Genomic DNA, 12,751 nt, shown 5'->3' on the forward strand with positions numbered 1-12,751 from the left:
CTATGCATGAACAGAATGCTGTCACGCTGAGCGTGAACGGCCTGGATTATCGCGGCTGGAAGAAAGTCAGCATCAGCGCCGGCATTGAGCGGCAAAGCCGGGACTTCAAACTTGACGTGACCTGGCGCTGGCCCGGCCAGGCGGATGAAATCCCGATCCGCCAGGGCGATCACTGCGTCGTCAAGATCGGCGATGACCTGGCCCTGACGGGCTTTATCTTCGGCACGCCGGTCAGCTACGACAGCAAGCAAGTGACGCGCTCGATTCAGGGGCGGTCGCTGACCGCCGACCTGGTGGACTGCTCGGCGATCAACAAGCCCGGGCAGTGGAAGGGCCAGACCGTGCAACAAATCGTGCAGGCACTGGCCGAGCCCTACGGTGTGCAGGTCATCAGCCAGGCGGCGGAAACGTCGAAGCTGGCCGAGCATGCCATCGAGCCCGGGGAAACGGTGTTCGAGTCCATCGACCGGCTGTTGACCTTATCGCGGTTGCTGTCGACGGACGACACCCGTGGCCGGCTGGTGATCATTCGCCCAGGGTCAGCCGGCCGGGCGGTCGACCGCCTGGAGCTGGGGCAGAACATCCTGACCGGTGATGCTGCCCTCGACTTTTCCGGCGTGTTCTCGGACTACAAGGTGACCGGCCAACGCTCGGGCACGGATGACGCCTTTGGGGCCAAGGCCTCGGAGGTGCAGGCCGCTGTGACTGACCCGCGTGCCGCACGCAAGCGTGTGCTGGTGATTCACGAAAGCGGGCAGATGACCCCGGACCTGGCCGCCGCTCGGGCGAACTGGGAGCGCGGCAACCGCATGGGTAAGGCCCTGACCCTGAATTACAAAGTGCAGGGCTGGAGGCAGTCCAACGGCGCCTTGTGGCTGCCAAACATGATCGTGCGCGTGGTCGACCCACTGATCGGCATCGACCGCGACATGCTGATCAGCGAAATCGAATACAGCCTGGACGAAGGCGGCACGGTGGCGAACCTGACCGTGGCGCCTCCGGATGCCTTCGACCCCGAGCCGAAAGACCCGCACAGCACGCGCAAGCTCAAGAAGGGCGGCAAGGCCGACAACTTCGAATACCTCATTCCCGCCGACTGGAAGCCAAGCCCATGAAACCGAGCAACAACGTGATAGCCCGGGGCGAACTGGCCCTGGTCAATGCTGACAGCAAGATGCAGGGCCTGCAGATGCGTCTGAACGCGGATGAGGTGAAAGACGGCATGGAGCATTTCGAGCCTTACGGGCTCACGTCCAACCCACACCCAGGGGCCGAGGCCGTGGCGGTGTTCGTCGGCGGTGATCGATCACACGGCATCGTGGTCGTGGTGGCTGACCGGCGCTTTCGTCTGCAGGGGCTCGAGTCCGGCGAGGTCGCGCTTTACACCGATGAGGGCGACTTTCTGCACTTCAAGCGCGGCCGTGAAATCGCGATTGAAACCCTTACCCTGAGCATCAAAGCCGACATGGCGGTCGCGATTGATACCCCGGTCATGCGCATCAAGGCCACCACGGCGGTTGAGTTCGACACGCCGCTGATCAGCACCACCGGCCGTATCGAGTCGGTCGGGGATCAGGTCGCCGCCGGCGTTAGCACGTCGCTGCATGTACACGAAGGCTCGGACAAGAAGCCGGTCAAGGGGTAGCGCATGGCACTGATTGAAGGCGACGAAACCGACACGGCCTGGCAACGGGCGGCGGTGATCAGCCTGCTGACCTGGCGCCGCGCCGGCGCCGATGACCGTCTCGACGACGCCGAACGCTTCGGCTGGTGGGGCGACAGTTTCCCCAGCCAGGCCGACGACCGTATCGGGTCGCGGCTGTGGCAGTTGCGCCGGCGCACGCTGACCGACGCCACGCTGCAGGAGGCCGAGGCCTTCGCCCGGGAGGCGCTGGCCTGGATGCTCGATGACGGTCGCGTGACCGCCGTTACGGTAACGGTGGCCCGGGGCATTGACCGGTTGAACATGGCGGTGGTGCTCACGTTGCGAGACGGGCGAACCATCGATCTGCAACTCGACAACTTATGGCAGGTGATCAATGCCGTTTAACACCCCCAGCCTGCCCGAGCTGATCAGCACCGAGCTGTCGCGCCTGGCAGGCTCCAGTGCGCTGCTGCGCTCTGACGCCGAGGTGCTGGCACGCGTGCTGGCCGCCGCGTCGTATGGCCGTTACGGGCATCAGGCCTACATTGCCGACCAGATTCTGCCGGACACGGCGGACGAAGAAACCTTGCTGCGAATGGCGCAGGCGCGCTTGAAGCGTGGCCGCCTGGAGGCGGTGGCCGCCACGGGTGCCGCGACATTCGCCGGTGCGGTCTCGGCGCCGCTCGATGCCGGCACGCTGCTGCAGCGTGAAGACGGCGTGCGCTTTCGTGTGACGACCACGGTCACCCTGACCGGTACGAGTGGGAGCGCAAAGCTTGAAGCTCTGGACGCCGGCCCGCTGGGCAATACCCCGGCGGGCACTGTGCTGCGCTTCGTCTCGCCGGTGCTGGGCGTGAAAGAAACGGTTACCGTCGATGCGCCTGGCCTGCATGGCGGCGTGGCCCAGGAGAGCATTGAGGCCCTGCGCGCCCGGGTGATTCGTTCTTACCGGGTGATTCCCCACGGTGGCAGCCAAAGCGACTACGTGACCTGGGCGCTTGAGGTGGCGGGGGTGACCCGCGCTTGGGTCGTGCGGCACTGGATGGGGCCGGGCACTGTTGGCCTGTTCTTCATGCGCGACAGCGACGTCGACCCGATCCCCAGCCCGGCCGCGTGCGAGGTGGTGCGGGTGTACATCGAGAAAGAGCGACCGGTGACCGCCGAGCTGTACGTACTACCGCCGGCCGAAAAGCCGGTGCAGTACGAACTGAAGGTCAGCCCCGACAGCAGCGCCGTGCGCCGGGCCGTTGAGGGAGCGCTGATCGATCTGCATAACCGCGAATCTGCCCTGGGTGCCGAGCTGCTGCTATCGCATATCCGCGAGGCTATCAGCGGCGCCACGGGCGAGCGCGATCATGACGTCATCAGCCCAGCCGGCAACGTCACGGCCGCCGCCAACCAGCTTCTGACCTACGGGGGTGTGCTGTGGCGATCATGACCGCCGAGGACTACCACGCGCAGCTGCGCCTGCTGCTACCGCCCGGCCCCGCGTGGGATCGCGAGTTCAACCCGGGGCTGGACGAGCTGCTGCAGGTGGCTGCCGAACTGCTGGCCAAGGAAGACTTGCGCGCCGCAGACCTGCTGGCCGAGTCAGACCCGTACACCGTGCGCGAGCTGGTACCGGATTGGGAGCGGGTAATGGACCTGCCCGACCCCTGCTTGGGCGATTCGCCCAAGTTCGAGGATCGGCAGTTGGCCGTGCGCCGGCGGCTGATCGAGGTCGGCGGGCAGTCGCCGGCGTATTTCGTCGACATGGCAATCGCCCAGGGCTACCCGCATGCGCGGGTGATCGAGCACCGGGCGCCGCGCTTCGGGCGCTCTCGCTTCGGTGCGGCCCGCTTCGGCACCTGGGCTGCGCAGTTCATGTGGACTTTAGACACGGGGCCCCGGCGGCGCCTGGGGCGGCGCTTTGGCGCGACTTACTTCGGCGAGCAGTTCGGGGGTAACCCGAGCGGTGCGCTGGAATGCATTCTGCGACGCAGCGCCCCGGCGCATGCGGTCGAATTTATCAAGTACGGAGAGTAGTAATGGACTATCCAAAGAGCGTGCCCAACATCGGTTTGGTGGACGGGCACTTTGTCGACGAGAACCCAGTGACCGGGCAAATCGGCTCGCTGATTCCAGCGGCATGGGGTGATTCGATCACGCAAGAAATCCTGAACGTGATCAAGGGCGCCGGGCTGGTGCCGGATGAGTCGAACGTGGCCCAGCTGCTGCAGGCCGTCACGTCGATCAGTGCATCTGACTACAAGCGTTCAGTGCGCTGCGCGACCACGGGCCCTATTGCCCTGAGCGGCCTGCAGACCATTGACGGCGTTACCGTAACGGCCGGCGACCGTGTGCTGGTGAAGGATCAGACCAACGCGGCGCAGAACTGGATTTACACCGCCGGCGTCGGTGCCTGGGTACGCGCACAGGACGCCAACGAAAGCATTGAGTGCACCCCGGGCCACGTTGTACCGGTGCAGTCAGGTACCAACAACGCGCTGTCTGCGTGGCAACTGAGTAATACCGCCGTGCCGACTCTCGGGACTACGCCCCTGGTGTTCATCAAGGTGCGTGGCAAGATCGTCGCGCCCGGCACCTACGGCAAGGTCACGGTAGACGAGCAGGGCCGCGTGACGGCCGGCACAAACCCCAGCACATTGGCCGGGCACAACATCACCGACACGTACACTAAAACTGAGGTTGAGGCGTTGCTTTCCAAAGCCTCGGCATTGCCTGTGGGGGTGATGGCGGCGCTGCCAGTGAACAAGATCCCGCCGGGATGGCTGGAGGTCGATGGCAGCGCTCAAAGCATTGCGGCCTATCCTGACCTGGCCGCTTTCCTCGGTGGGGCCTTCAACAACGGCACAGAGCCGGCGGGATACTTCCGTTTGCCGGAGTCGCGCGGCGAGTTCCTGCGCGGCTGGGATCATGGACGTGGGATTGATGCCGGTCGCGAGTTGGGCAGCTGGCAAAAAGGTTCTGTGCACAGCTTCGACATTGGTCCTGCCGTTGGCTCGGTTGCTGACCGTTCGGGTGCTACGACAGCAACTGATGCGCGCAGCGGCCTTGGGTATGACGCTGGCGAGCGCGCCGACTACACGTTGGCTCAGACGGTTTCAGTAGCTGGCAGCAACGTAACCGGAATTACCGATTCCAGTGAAATTGCATGGGGTGCTACACGGCCGCGCAACGTCGCAGTCATGTGGTGCATCAAGGCCTGGAACGCGCCGATCAATCAGGGAAACATCGACATTGCGGCGCTTGCCGTATTGGCGGGGCAGGCGACTGAGGCCAACCTGGGGACGGCAAGAATCGCGACCCAGGCGCAAGTTGATGCTGGCGTGGCGGATGACGTGATTGTCACGCCCAAGAAACTTGCCAATGGTGTGTTGATCAGCCCGGGAGTAAACGGATTCGAAGTTAGACCGAAATGGCTTGGCGGTGGCATCAAGCAGTGGGGGCGAGTAACCCTGACGAAAGATGATCAAGCCGTATCCTTTCCGATGGAGTTTCCGAACAGCGTTAGGACAATCCATGTCACGCCAGTTTCGACAAGTGAGCGGCACCACGGTCTATGGCTGCCGTCTCGTACCGGATTCGCTGCCCAAGGTTTTTTGTATGGCGGCCACACCGTAGACGGGAATGGGTTTTTCAAGGTGGCGACGGGCGCGCTTGAGATTATGTGGTTTGCGGAGGGAGATTGATCATGCTCACACGTTTTTACTCGCAGTCCACTGGCTGCACATACATGCCTGAGATTCACGACACCATGCCGGACGATGCTGTGCAGATCAGTGAGCAGATCTATCACGACGTGATCGCCAACCCTGCGCAAGGGATGATTCGCAGCCATGACGCCGAAGGTCGGCCAATCCTGGTCGCTCCGCCAGAATCATCCCTGAGCCCCGATGAGCTATTCGCCTATGAGCGTGGCTGGCGTGATGGGCAGGTCAATAGCACCGAGTGGCTGGTGAATCGCCATCGTGATGAGCAAGACATGCAGTTGACCAGCACGCTGCAGGCTGAGCAGTTCGCCGAGCTGCTGCACTACCGCCAGGCCCTGCGCGACTGGCCCCAGTCGGAGCTGTTTCCCGGCATCGAGCACCGCCCTATGCCTCCGACCTGGTTGGCCGACTTGACCCCATAAAGCCCCGCACTGACGGGGCTTTTTCTTTCCTGAGCCCGCCTTGAGCGGGCTTTTTATTACCTGGAGAAACGCATGGCTCGAATTTCCGACTCACTGGCGGGCAGCAAGAACGCGCTCGCTTTCCTCGACATGCTCGCATGGTCCGAAGGCACGTCGATCAGCAGACACACCCGCGACGACGGCTATGACGTGGTGGTTGGCGGCATCGATAGCCCGAACACCTTCAAGAGCTACAGCACTCACCCTGGCGTGCTGGTGACAGTGAACAATAAGGGCCTGAAGTCCACGGCCGCTGGCCGGTACCAGCAACTCCAGCGCTACTGGCCGCACTACCGCGACCTGCTCAAGCTGCCCGACTTCGGGCCCACCAGCCAAGACAAGCTGGCCCTGCACCTGGTCAAGGAACGTGGCGCCCTGGCGGACGTGCACGCCGGCCGTGTCCAGGCCGCAATTACGAAGTGCCGGAATATCTGGGCCAGCCTGCCAGGCGCCGGGTATGGGCAGCATGAGCGCAAGCTTGATGACCTGCTGGCGCACTACATCGCCGCCGGCGGGAGGCTGGCGTGAACGGCTGGGCCTGGCGCGCTACGGGCTTGCTGCTGTTGCTGGTGTCGTACTGGGGCGCCTATGAGCATGGGCGCACGACGATGGACGCCGAGTGGCAGGGCAGGTGGGCTGCGCGCGATGCCAGTGACAAGCAGGCCTGGGCGCTGTCCGAGGCTGCAGAGCGGACCAAGGAGCAGGCCCATCAACAACAAATGAACAAGGTGATTCTGGATGGACAGAAAATCATTGACCGTGCGGTGGCTGATACTGCCGCTGCTCGCGCTGATCTCAGCCTGCGGGACGAAGCCGATCGATCAGTCGGCCGTATCACCAACCCGGCCGGCGGCCATTCCTGCACTGCCGCAGCAAGCGCGGCAGCTTCCCGTGTCGCCCTGGTGCTTGCCGACGTGCTCAAGCGCGCTGATGAAAGAGCGGGAGACCTGGCGACAGATGCTGATCAAAGCCGGGGAAGGGGGGTGACCTGCGAACAGGCCTATACTGCCCTGACCGAAATCGGAGGGCAGCATGGACGACTTGGAGGAGAAGATGGCGGCGGGTGAGCCGCTGATGCAGCAAGCGATGGATGCGGTGCGGCGCTACCACGAGGCGCGAGATTCGCTTACTGCCGCAGAAGAGGTCGACCGGCTGCGGGTTGAGGCCGAATCGCTCATGCAGGCTGTCAGTGAGTATCAGCAGGCTGTGCTTGGAGGCCCGACGGCAATTCGCCACTGAGTACGCAGCTCGTTGGGATCACTCGTCCCGTAGATTGCAGCTGCAAGCTGTGCAGATCCTTCGTCAAGCCCTCGTTCATTGCCACAAGCTTGGCGATGTTTCTGCGCGCCTTGCTCAGCTCTCGGGTCAGGTATTCGGCCTCATTCGTCATGAGCACTACCTGGTGCTTCCACATCTCAAGCTCAGTTGGCGCTCCGAAGCCGTCAAAGTCTTCAATATCTTCAAGGTCTTGGGTCATTTCCGTCACTTCACGAATACTGTTTGCATATACAGTAATCCAGCTGAGCGGATACGGCGAATCAAGGCGACGAATTGCACAGGGGGAGGGGATTTGTTCGGTCGGCAGGACGCCGGAGGAGGGGTGCAAATCGGTTCCAAAACTAAAACGCGGACCCTTCTAGAGCGCGGCCTGTAGGCGAGCGGTTGCGATTTTGTTTTGGAACTATTTTCGCATCGTAGGCCGCAGCGGGCGGGAGTTCTTCTATCGGATTGCAAATCCGTCTACGCCGGTTCGATTCCGACCTCGGCCTCCATTATTGAAAGCCCCGCAGATTAACGTCTGCGGGGTTTTTATTTGGGCGATAGAAAACCTGATCGTTTCCGCATCTTGAGGCATCGTTTCCGCATCAGCCCTCTACTTGGTCGGGCTGACCACTTCGCCGACTCGGCGATAAACACGCTTGGTGATTTCCTCTTTCCCTGGTCGAGAAGTGCATGACTGGTGGCTCGTACAAAAAGTCAGAGCCAAAGACCTAGTAACGTCCGTTACAGTCAGCGCCGCCTCATCAGGCGGCGTTTTCGTATGGGGGGAAGGCGCTGGCGGGCAGCGCTGCTGGTGTTATGCTTCGCCGCTTACCAAACAGGGAGAGTGGTAGTGAAACTGCGGGAAAAGCATAAGGTATTTCAGGAATGGTTCACGCCGCGGCGGCGTCGGCGAGCGGGCGGTACGTTGCTCGTCATCTGGACTGTCGGCATCTGCGTTTACCCTGGCAAGCACTGGATCTACGTGATGATTCCCGGAATGATGTGGTTCATGAGCGCTTGGCCTCCCGAACTCCATGACAAGCGCTGAAGCGCTGGCGCGCGGCGCTTCAGTTGATCAGTAAGCTGCGTTGGCAGGTTGCGGATAGTCAGGCTGCTGCTGTCCTGGTCGAACTCAATCTTGGAGCCGAGCAAGTGAGGCTCGAAGCTGATCGACAAACCCTCTGCTCGACCGGTGTAGCGCCTGAACTGGTTCAGGGTGCGCTTGTGCGCAGTGAAGCTTTCCATCAGGCCGTAGTCCCCGGCCTTGATAAGTTCGGCGAAGGTTGCGGGTCGATCTTCATCGAGCACCTGCACCGTGTAGTGAGGCCCAAATATCAACATCAACCGGTCGGAACAGGGTCAATGCGGGAGCGCATTCAGGTGGGGCAATACGTAATGCTTCGCGGCGGCATGCGCCGCCCTCCGTGACCTTAGCGCCTACGCAAGTTATCGTGCGGTTATGGATGGATTACTGAAGGAGGCGTGAATGCTGTGGTTCGGAACCGACAAAGCCAGGTTCAAGGTTCAGCGGCGCATCGCGGGCGTCGTGTTGTTCATTGCGATCTTCTTTCTAGCCGCACAGCTCGAAGCATGGCGTTCAGATAACGCCGCATTTGGCGATGTACTGGACGGCATCATCTTGACTGTGTTTGCAGGAGGCATGTTCTACCTGGCAGGCAGATGGTGACTCTGGTGGCCCTCCGTGGCCGGATGCGGCATGGGGGTGAATGAACCTTTTCATACAGCGTCGTCTACATTGGAGGAGCTATCCCCTTTCTGAGAGTACGGCCATGCTCAAATCGAAAACGTTGATCTCAGTGCTTTCAAGCCTTGTTTTAGTTACAGGCTCGGTCGGCGCATACGCTGACCCCGGTAATGGAAAAGGGCAAGGCAACGGAAAGGGTAACGCTCACAATGCTCAAGGCCACGGCAACCAGGGGAGCGGGGCGAAGGGAACGCGTTCAGGGCAAAATGACTGGGACCACGGCCCGAACATTGATCGTGGCAGCGTCCTGAACGTTCTGAACAGTTACCACAATTATTGGGCCCCAGGCCCAGCACTACCGCCTGGCATCCAGAAGAACTTGGCACGAGGAAAACCGCTCCCTCCTGGCATCGCGAAAAAGCTCGACGCAAGACTTATCGGCCATCTACCGCGCTACGATGGCTATGAGTGGCAACAAGCTGGCACAGACTTGATTCTCGTTGCTATTGCCACTGGCATCATCTACGAAGTGATAAATGGAGTGCTGGATTAAGCTCGATCTATTAGAAGCTCGCATCAGGCTTTACAGGCGGCGCGCTTGCTCCTCTGGATGCGAGTTGAAGGGTTACGGGTGCTGTGCGCTTGGACCGACAAGGAGCCGATAGCGCCTGAAGTACGTACCGTCGATATCAACTTCTCCGTCAGGGCGAAACCCTAGGCGCAGTACACCTTTGATTCGAACTCTGGTTGGTGGAAGCAGTAGGGTAATCGACTCCAGCCTCAACTCCTGAACAGCGCGCCGTACGATTTCATTGAAAATTACCTTTCCCAATCCCCAGTAGTGTGGATGGAGCACCAAGGCAAGATCGGCGTCGTCGCCCTCTTTCTGTAGCCCACCCCAACCGGCAAATTCATTCTCGACGAAGAAGGCCCAGGGCCCATATCCGTTAAGGACCCATTGGGCCTCTTTTTGGGCGACCCATGCCTTGCATTTTTTTTCGTCAAAGTCGGGGCGGCCCAAGGGCATCTGGCGTAAGACATCTGGATTGTTGTTAAGCGCCATGATGTCATCGGTTGAAACATCGCTGAGATGTCGGAACGTTAGCTGCATGATTTGCCTTGCGGATGACTTGATGTTCACCAATACCGGCAACCCACCATTATTTCAATGTCCAGGGGGCGTGATGAGCAGACCGATGCCGCCACTATCGCCGACCGGATCAACCAGCAAAAGCTGAACCTGGCCAACCAGTACGGTGACAGCGCCTGCGGCATGAGCCTCGACGAGTACAACCAGAAGCTGGCGGCCCTTAAATTATGCTCATGCAGAAAAATGGCTCAAAAAAAGCCCGCGCTAGACGGGCTCAAGTACGCGTCGGGACAGTGACCTCACACGTTATGAGGGCTGAAATCGGGTGCCGCAAGCATGACAAAGCCAACTACGGCGCCAGACTTCCAACTTGTCGTATTGCGCGACGTTGAACCGCCAATGACGAACAAAACCGATCACGCCGATTGCAATGAACGCAACGCCAATGAAGAACCTGGTCCAATCGACTCCCCACCAGGTGTTCATGAGTTTAAGGCCGTCATACAGGATGATGGAGCCCACGATCGTAAGTATGACGGGCCCCAGCAAGCGTTTGCCTGGTGGGGGAGAGACGCTGGCGGCCAGGTCAGTCTGATGTTTACCCGTCGTCTCGACCGTAACACTTGGCCCTACTCCGGATTGCACTTGATGAGTGGTTTTGATGCGGGAGGTGCCTGCGGCATGGATAACGGACAGCAGTTGAACATTTTGCCCGTGACAGTGTGGGCACGCGACGGCATTGTGACTTACCACTAGTTCATTCCTTTGAAATGACAAAGTGCGCATTTTAAAACAGCTCCGAACATTCTTGCACTTGGTGGCATTTTGCTTGCAGCCACTTTGCTGGTTGACCGAGAGGGGCTCTTTTCATCTTGAATCCATCGCTGTGGTAGCGCAGTCAATTCATCCGCCCCTGCACCAGGGTGGCGTGCACCGTTGAAGTGAGCTATTGCTGATGTTTCGGCACCTGGCCGACTCAGGAGACAATTCGATGAAACAGCTACTGTTGGGCGCCTTGCTGGTGAGCGCTGCCGGCATTGCCCATGCGGACATCCCGCTGCTTAACGCCACCTGCCCAGGCAACATCGAGGTTCACGCCGATGAAGGCGGGCCGATCTATATCAATGGCAAAGAGGCCACGTTGAAGAAAGTCAACGACAACTATTTCGAAGCCAAGGGCAGCGGGATAACCGTGTCGCTCACCATCAGGCCCGACGGCTCGCCGGATGTGTCGTACACCGGCAAGAATCGTGCGAATGGCGTCTGCGAACTGGCCGATCAGGACTGAAACGCCAGCGCCCGGTAAGCGCTGGCACGATGCGTCACTCAACCGCTGCGAAGGCAAGTGCCGCAAGCGTTCTGGCGCGAGGGTCCATCAGCACATGGCTGCCCATGGTGGTGGTCACGAAACCAAAGCTCATCTCCCGGTCTGGGTCTGCGAACGCCACCGGCCCGCCCAGCCCAACATGACCGAATGCCTGCGGCCCCATGCAATAGGACGCGTCAGGGTCGGCGGCATGTTCCATCATGCAACCCAGGCCATAGCGCATGGGGCGCCGCAGGGTCTGGTCGAACCCTGCACTTTGCTCTGTGCCGAACGCCTTCAACAGTTGTGGCCCCAACAACTTGCCTTGCAGCAGGGCACTGTAGAAGCCCGCCAGGCCATGGGCGTTGCCATGGCTGCAAACGCCCGGCTGGTGGTAGCCCCACCAGCGCGGATTACCCGTACGGGTGGGTGAAAGGCTGGGGTTGGTGAATGCCAGGGTCGCCACATGCGCAGGCTCATTGAGGATGAGGGTGCGCAGGTCCTGTGCGAACCGGTCACCCACTCGGCCGGGCGCATGCTCGAAGTGAGCGATACGCTTGAACTGATCGGCAGGCACGCCCAGGAACACATCCAGCGCATGGGGTTCGAGGATCTCCTGGTGTATGAAAACCCCGGCGTCGCGACCGTCCACGCGGCGGATCAGCTCACCGATGATCCACCCATAGGTGGTCGCGCCGTACCCCACCTGTGTGCCTGGCGACCACCACGGCTGTTCGTCTGCTGTCACCTGGACCATGTGGTTCCAGTCGTACATGTGGGGCGTGCGATCCGGCAGGCGCAGCGCAGGCAAGCCGCTGGTATGGCTCAACACCTGGCGAAGGGTGATTCGTTCTTTGCCGTGTCGAGCGAATTCAGGCCAGTGTTTGGCCACGGGATCATCCAGACCCAGTCGGCCCCGTTCCACCAGCATGAGTACCGCCACAGCGGTGATCGGCTTGATGGTGCAATAGGCGTTGACCAGGGTATCGCGCTGCCAGGGGGCATGGCCGTGCGCATCCTTCACGCCGCCCCAGATGTCTACGACGGTCTTGCCGCCGACCTGTATGCAGACACCGCCACCGCGCTCGTGGGGCTCTTCCAGGATGGCGGCGAAGGCCTGGCGGACCGGTTCAAAAGCAGCGTCACATCGTCCTTGTACCTGCATCTCATTGACTCCATTCGATCGAGCGCTGAACTCTAGCCCGTACTGCGCGGTGGGGGTGCCGGTGCCCTGCGCTTGTGCGCACCGTTCGTCCAATGCCCGGCACTCCCACACCCTGCGAGGCTTCTCACGCTTATGCGCGGGCATCCCGTGCAGCAGCCTGGAGAAGCACCATGGACATCGACGAGAACGCACCTGGCAACAGGTCACAGCAGGGCGTTACGCGCACCACCGACAACGAAACCGGTCACGATCCAAGGCGCGAGGCGCCAGAGGTGCCACTGCCGCCTGACGACGAAGCGGCGGTCGAAGAAGACATGACCGATGTGGAGGCCGGCAACTCGGTACTGAGCGAGCATCCCGAGGCAGGAAACCACAGTCGCGACGACCACCCGCATGCGGGCTC

General features: G+C 61.1%; 17 protein-coding genes and 2 pseudogenes. 16 read left to right on the top strand and 3 right to left on the bottom strand.

Annotated elements, in window-relative coordinates; translation table 11 throughout:
* The first annotated feature begins 2 nt into the window (after nt 1-2).
* The 10 genes from FW760_RS01215 to FW760_RS01260 all read left to right on the top strand — a co-directional run bounded on the left by FW760_RS01215 (nt 3) and on the right by FW760_RS01260 (nt 7,058).
* Nucleotides 3-1,115, top strand: coding sequence for a phage baseplate assembly protein (locus tag FW760_RS01215; RefSeq protein ID WP_116054669.1), 1,113 nt, complete (start codon nt 3-5; stop codon nt 1,113-1,115).
* Nucleotides 1,112-1,645 (top strand): phage baseplate assembly protein V, encoded by a 534-nt coding sequence (locus FW760_RS01220; protein WP_116054666.1) that lies wholly within the window; start codon nt 1,112-1,114, stop codon nt 1,643-1,645. The genes FW760_RS01215 and FW760_RS01220 overlap by 4 nt, the downstream gene beginning before the upstream one ends.
* A gap of 9 nt (nt 1,646-1,654) precedes the next feature.
* Nucleotides 1,655-2,050: a phage GP46 family protein gene (locus FW760_RS01225; protein WP_446443671.1), complete on the top strand. Its 396-nt coding sequence runs from the start codon at nt 1,655-1,657 to the stop codon at nt 2,048-2,050.
* Nucleotides 2,040-3,083, top strand: a complete 1,044-nt coding sequence (locus tag FW760_RS01230) for a baseplate J/gp47 family protein (RefSeq protein ID WP_446443519.1) — start codon at nt 2,040-2,042, stop codon at nt 3,081-3,083. The genes FW760_RS01225 and FW760_RS01230 overlap by 11 nt, the downstream gene beginning before the upstream one ends.
* Nucleotides 3,080-3,670: a YmfQ family protein gene (locus FW760_RS01235; RefSeq protein ID WP_446443672.1), complete on the top strand. Its 591-nt coding sequence runs from the start codon at nt 3,080-3,082 to the stop codon at nt 3,668-3,670. Before FW760_RS01230 ends, FW760_RS01235 begins: the two co-directional genes overlap by 4 nt.
* Before the next feature lie 2 nt (nt 3,671-3,672).
* Nucleotides 3,673-5,337 carry a tail fiber protein gene (locus FW760_RS01240; RefSeq protein WP_446443520.1) on the top strand — a complete coding sequence of 555 codons (1,665 nt, stop codon included), beginning with the start codon at nt 3,673-3,675 and terminating at the stop codon, nt 5,335-5,337.
* A 2-nt stretch (nt 5,338-5,339) separates the two neighbouring features.
* Entirely contained in the window at nt 5,340-5,780 is a 441-nt protein-coding gene (locus FW760_RS01245) for a phage tail assembly chaperone (protein WP_446443521.1), read from the top strand.
* Nucleotides 5,781-5,852: 72 nt separating this feature from the next.
* Entirely contained in the window at nt 5,853-6,347 is a 495-nt protein-coding gene (locus FW760_RS01250) for a glycoside hydrolase family 24 protein (protein WP_446443522.1), read from the top strand.
* On the top strand, nt 6,344-6,886 hold the full coding sequence (locus tag FW760_RS01255) for a DUF2514 family protein (protein ID WP_446443523.1): 543 nt from the start codon (nt 6,344-6,346) through the stop codon (nt 6,884-6,886). The genes FW760_RS01250 and FW760_RS01255 overlap by 4 nt, the downstream gene beginning before the upstream one ends.
* Entirely contained in the window at nt 6,852-7,058 is a 207-nt protein-coding gene (locus FW760_RS01260; protein WP_446443524.1) for a hypothetical protein, read from the top strand. The genes FW760_RS01255 and FW760_RS01260 overlap by 35 nt, the downstream gene beginning before the upstream one ends.
* 1,002 nt (nt 7,059-8,060) lie before the next feature.
* On the opposite strand, the pseudogene FW760_RS01265 reads toward FW760_RS01260, so the two are convergent.
* Nucleotides 8,061-8,393 (bottom strand): annotated as a pseudogene (locus FW760_RS01265) (nucleoid-associated protein); the annotation flags it as partial.
* A 175-nt stretch (nt 8,394-8,568) separates the two neighbouring features.
* Between FW760_RS01265 and FW760_RS01270 the strand changes: the two are divergent.
* Together FW760_RS01270 and FW760_RS01275 are read left to right on the top strand one after the other, a co-directional pair.
* Nucleotides 8,569-8,769 carry a hypothetical protein gene (locus tag FW760_RS01270; protein WP_100632513.1) on the top strand — a complete coding sequence of 67 codons (201 nt, stop codon included), beginning with the start codon at nt 8,569-8,571 and terminating at the stop codon, nt 8,767-8,769.
* A 103-nt stretch (nt 8,770-8,872) separates the two neighbouring features.
* A complete protein-coding gene (locus FW760_RS01275) occupies nt 8,873-9,340 on the top strand; it encodes an anti-virulence regulator CigR family protein (protein ID WP_116053609.1) in 468 nt (155 codons plus the stop codon).
* A gap of 72 nt (nt 9,341-9,412) precedes the next feature.
* Here the strand turns inward: FW760_RS01275 and FW760_RS01280 are convergent, their stop codons facing one another.
* A complete protein-coding gene (locus FW760_RS01280) occupies nt 9,413-9,898 on the bottom strand; it encodes a GNAT family N-acetyltransferase (protein WP_043861704.1) in 486 nt (161 codons plus the stop codon).
* Nucleotides 9,899-9,955: 57 nt separating this feature from the next.
* On the opposite strand from FW760_RS01280, the gene FW760_RS01285 reads away from it, so the two are divergent.
* The 3 genes from FW760_RS01285 (at nt 9,956) to FW760_RS01295 (ending at nt 11,165) form a co-directional block, all read left to right on the top strand.
* A complete protein-coding gene (locus FW760_RS01285) occupies nt 9,956-10,174 on the top strand; it encodes a hypothetical protein (protein WP_116053615.1) in 219 nt (72 codons plus the stop codon).
* 39 nt (nt 10,175-10,213) lie between these two features.
* On the top strand, nt 10,214-10,633 hold the full coding sequence (locus tag FW760_RS01290; RefSeq protein WP_147303867.1) for a hypothetical protein: 420 nt from the start codon (nt 10,214-10,216) through the stop codon (nt 10,631-10,633).
* Nucleotides 10,634-10,868: 235 nt separating this feature from the next.
* Complete coding sequence (locus tag FW760_RS01295) at nt 10,869-11,165, top strand: hypothetical protein (protein WP_078481849.1); 297 nt, start codon at nt 10,869-10,871, stop codon at nt 11,163-11,165.
* A 34-nt stretch (nt 11,166-11,199) separates the two neighbouring features.
* On the opposite strand, the gene FW760_RS01300 is transcribed toward FW760_RS01295, so the two are convergent.
* Nucleotides 11,200-12,348 (bottom strand): serine hydrolase domain-containing protein, encoded by a 1,149-nt coding sequence (locus FW760_RS01300; RefSeq protein WP_116053617.1) that lies wholly within the window; start codon nt 12,346-12,348, stop codon nt 11,200-11,202.
* Between the two features lie 170 nt (nt 12,349-12,518).
* Here FW760_RS01300 and FW760_RS01305 point away from each other — a divergent pair.
* Nucleotides 12,519-12,710 (top strand): annotated as a pseudogene (locus FW760_RS01305) (hypothetical protein); the annotation flags it as partial.
* Nucleotides 12,711-12,751: the final 41 nt, after the last annotated feature.

This window comes from Pseudomonas sp. 1176_21, from assembly GCF_052850635.1.

Excerpts from the sequence above, each read along its gene's own strand:
- FW760_RS01275 (WP_116053609.1), top strand. The coding sequence starts at position 8,873 with ATGCTCAAATCGAAAACGTTGATCTCAGTGCTTTCAAGCCTTGTTTTA.
- FW760_RS01260 (WP_446443524.1), top strand. The coding sequence starts at position 6,852 with ATGGACGACTTGGAGGAGAAGATGGCGGCGGGTGAGCCGCTGATGCAG.
- FW760_RS01280 (WP_043861704.1), bottom strand. The coding sequence starts at position 9,898 with ATGCAGCTAACGTTCCGACATCTCAGCGATGTTTCAACCGATGACATC.
- FW760_RS01215 (WP_116054669.1), top strand. The coding sequence starts at position 3 with ATGCATGAACAGAATGCTGTCACGCTGAGCGTGAACGGCCTGGATTAT.
- FW760_RS01290 (WP_147303867.1), top strand. The coding sequence starts at position 10,214 with ATGACAAAGCCAACTACGGCGCCAGACTTCCAACTTGTCGTATTGCGC.
- FW760_RS01285 (WP_116053615.1), top strand. The coding sequence starts at position 9,956 with ATGTCCAGGGGGCGTGATGAGCAGACCGATGCCGCCACTATCGCCGAC.
- FW760_RS01235 (WP_446443672.1), top strand. The coding sequence starts at position 3,080 with ATGACCGCCGAGGACTACCACGCGCAGCTGCGCCTGCTGCTACCGCCC.
- FW760_RS01230 (WP_446443519.1), top strand. The coding sequence starts at position 2,040 with ATGCCGTTTAACACCCCCAGCCTGCCCGAGCTGATCAGCACCGAGCTG.
- FW760_RS01240 (WP_446443520.1), top strand. The coding sequence starts at position 3,673 with ATGGACTATCCAAAGAGCGTGCCCAACATCGGTTTGGTGGACGGGCAC.
- FW760_RS01245 (WP_446443521.1), top strand. The coding sequence starts at position 5,340 with ATGCTCACACGTTTTTACTCGCAGTCCACTGGCTGCACATACATGCCT.
- FW760_RS01250 (WP_446443522.1), top strand. The coding sequence starts at position 5,853 with ATGGCTCGAATTTCCGACTCACTGGCGGGCAGCAAGAACGCGCTCGCT.
- FW760_RS01295 (WP_078481849.1), top strand. The coding sequence starts at position 10,869 with ATGAAACAGCTACTGTTGGGCGCCTTGCTGGTGAGCGCTGCCGGCATT.
- FW760_RS01220 (WP_116054666.1), top strand. The coding sequence starts at position 1,112 with ATGAAACCGAGCAACAACGTGATAGCCCGGGGCGAACTGGCCCTGGTC.
- FW760_RS01300 (WP_116053617.1), bottom strand. The coding sequence starts at position 12,348 with ATGCAGGTACAAGGACGATGTGACGCTGCTTTTGAACCGGTCCGCCAG.
- FW760_RS01270 (WP_100632513.1), top strand. The coding sequence starts at position 8,569 with ATGCTGTGGTTCGGAACCGACAAAGCCAGGTTCAAGGTTCAGCGGCGC.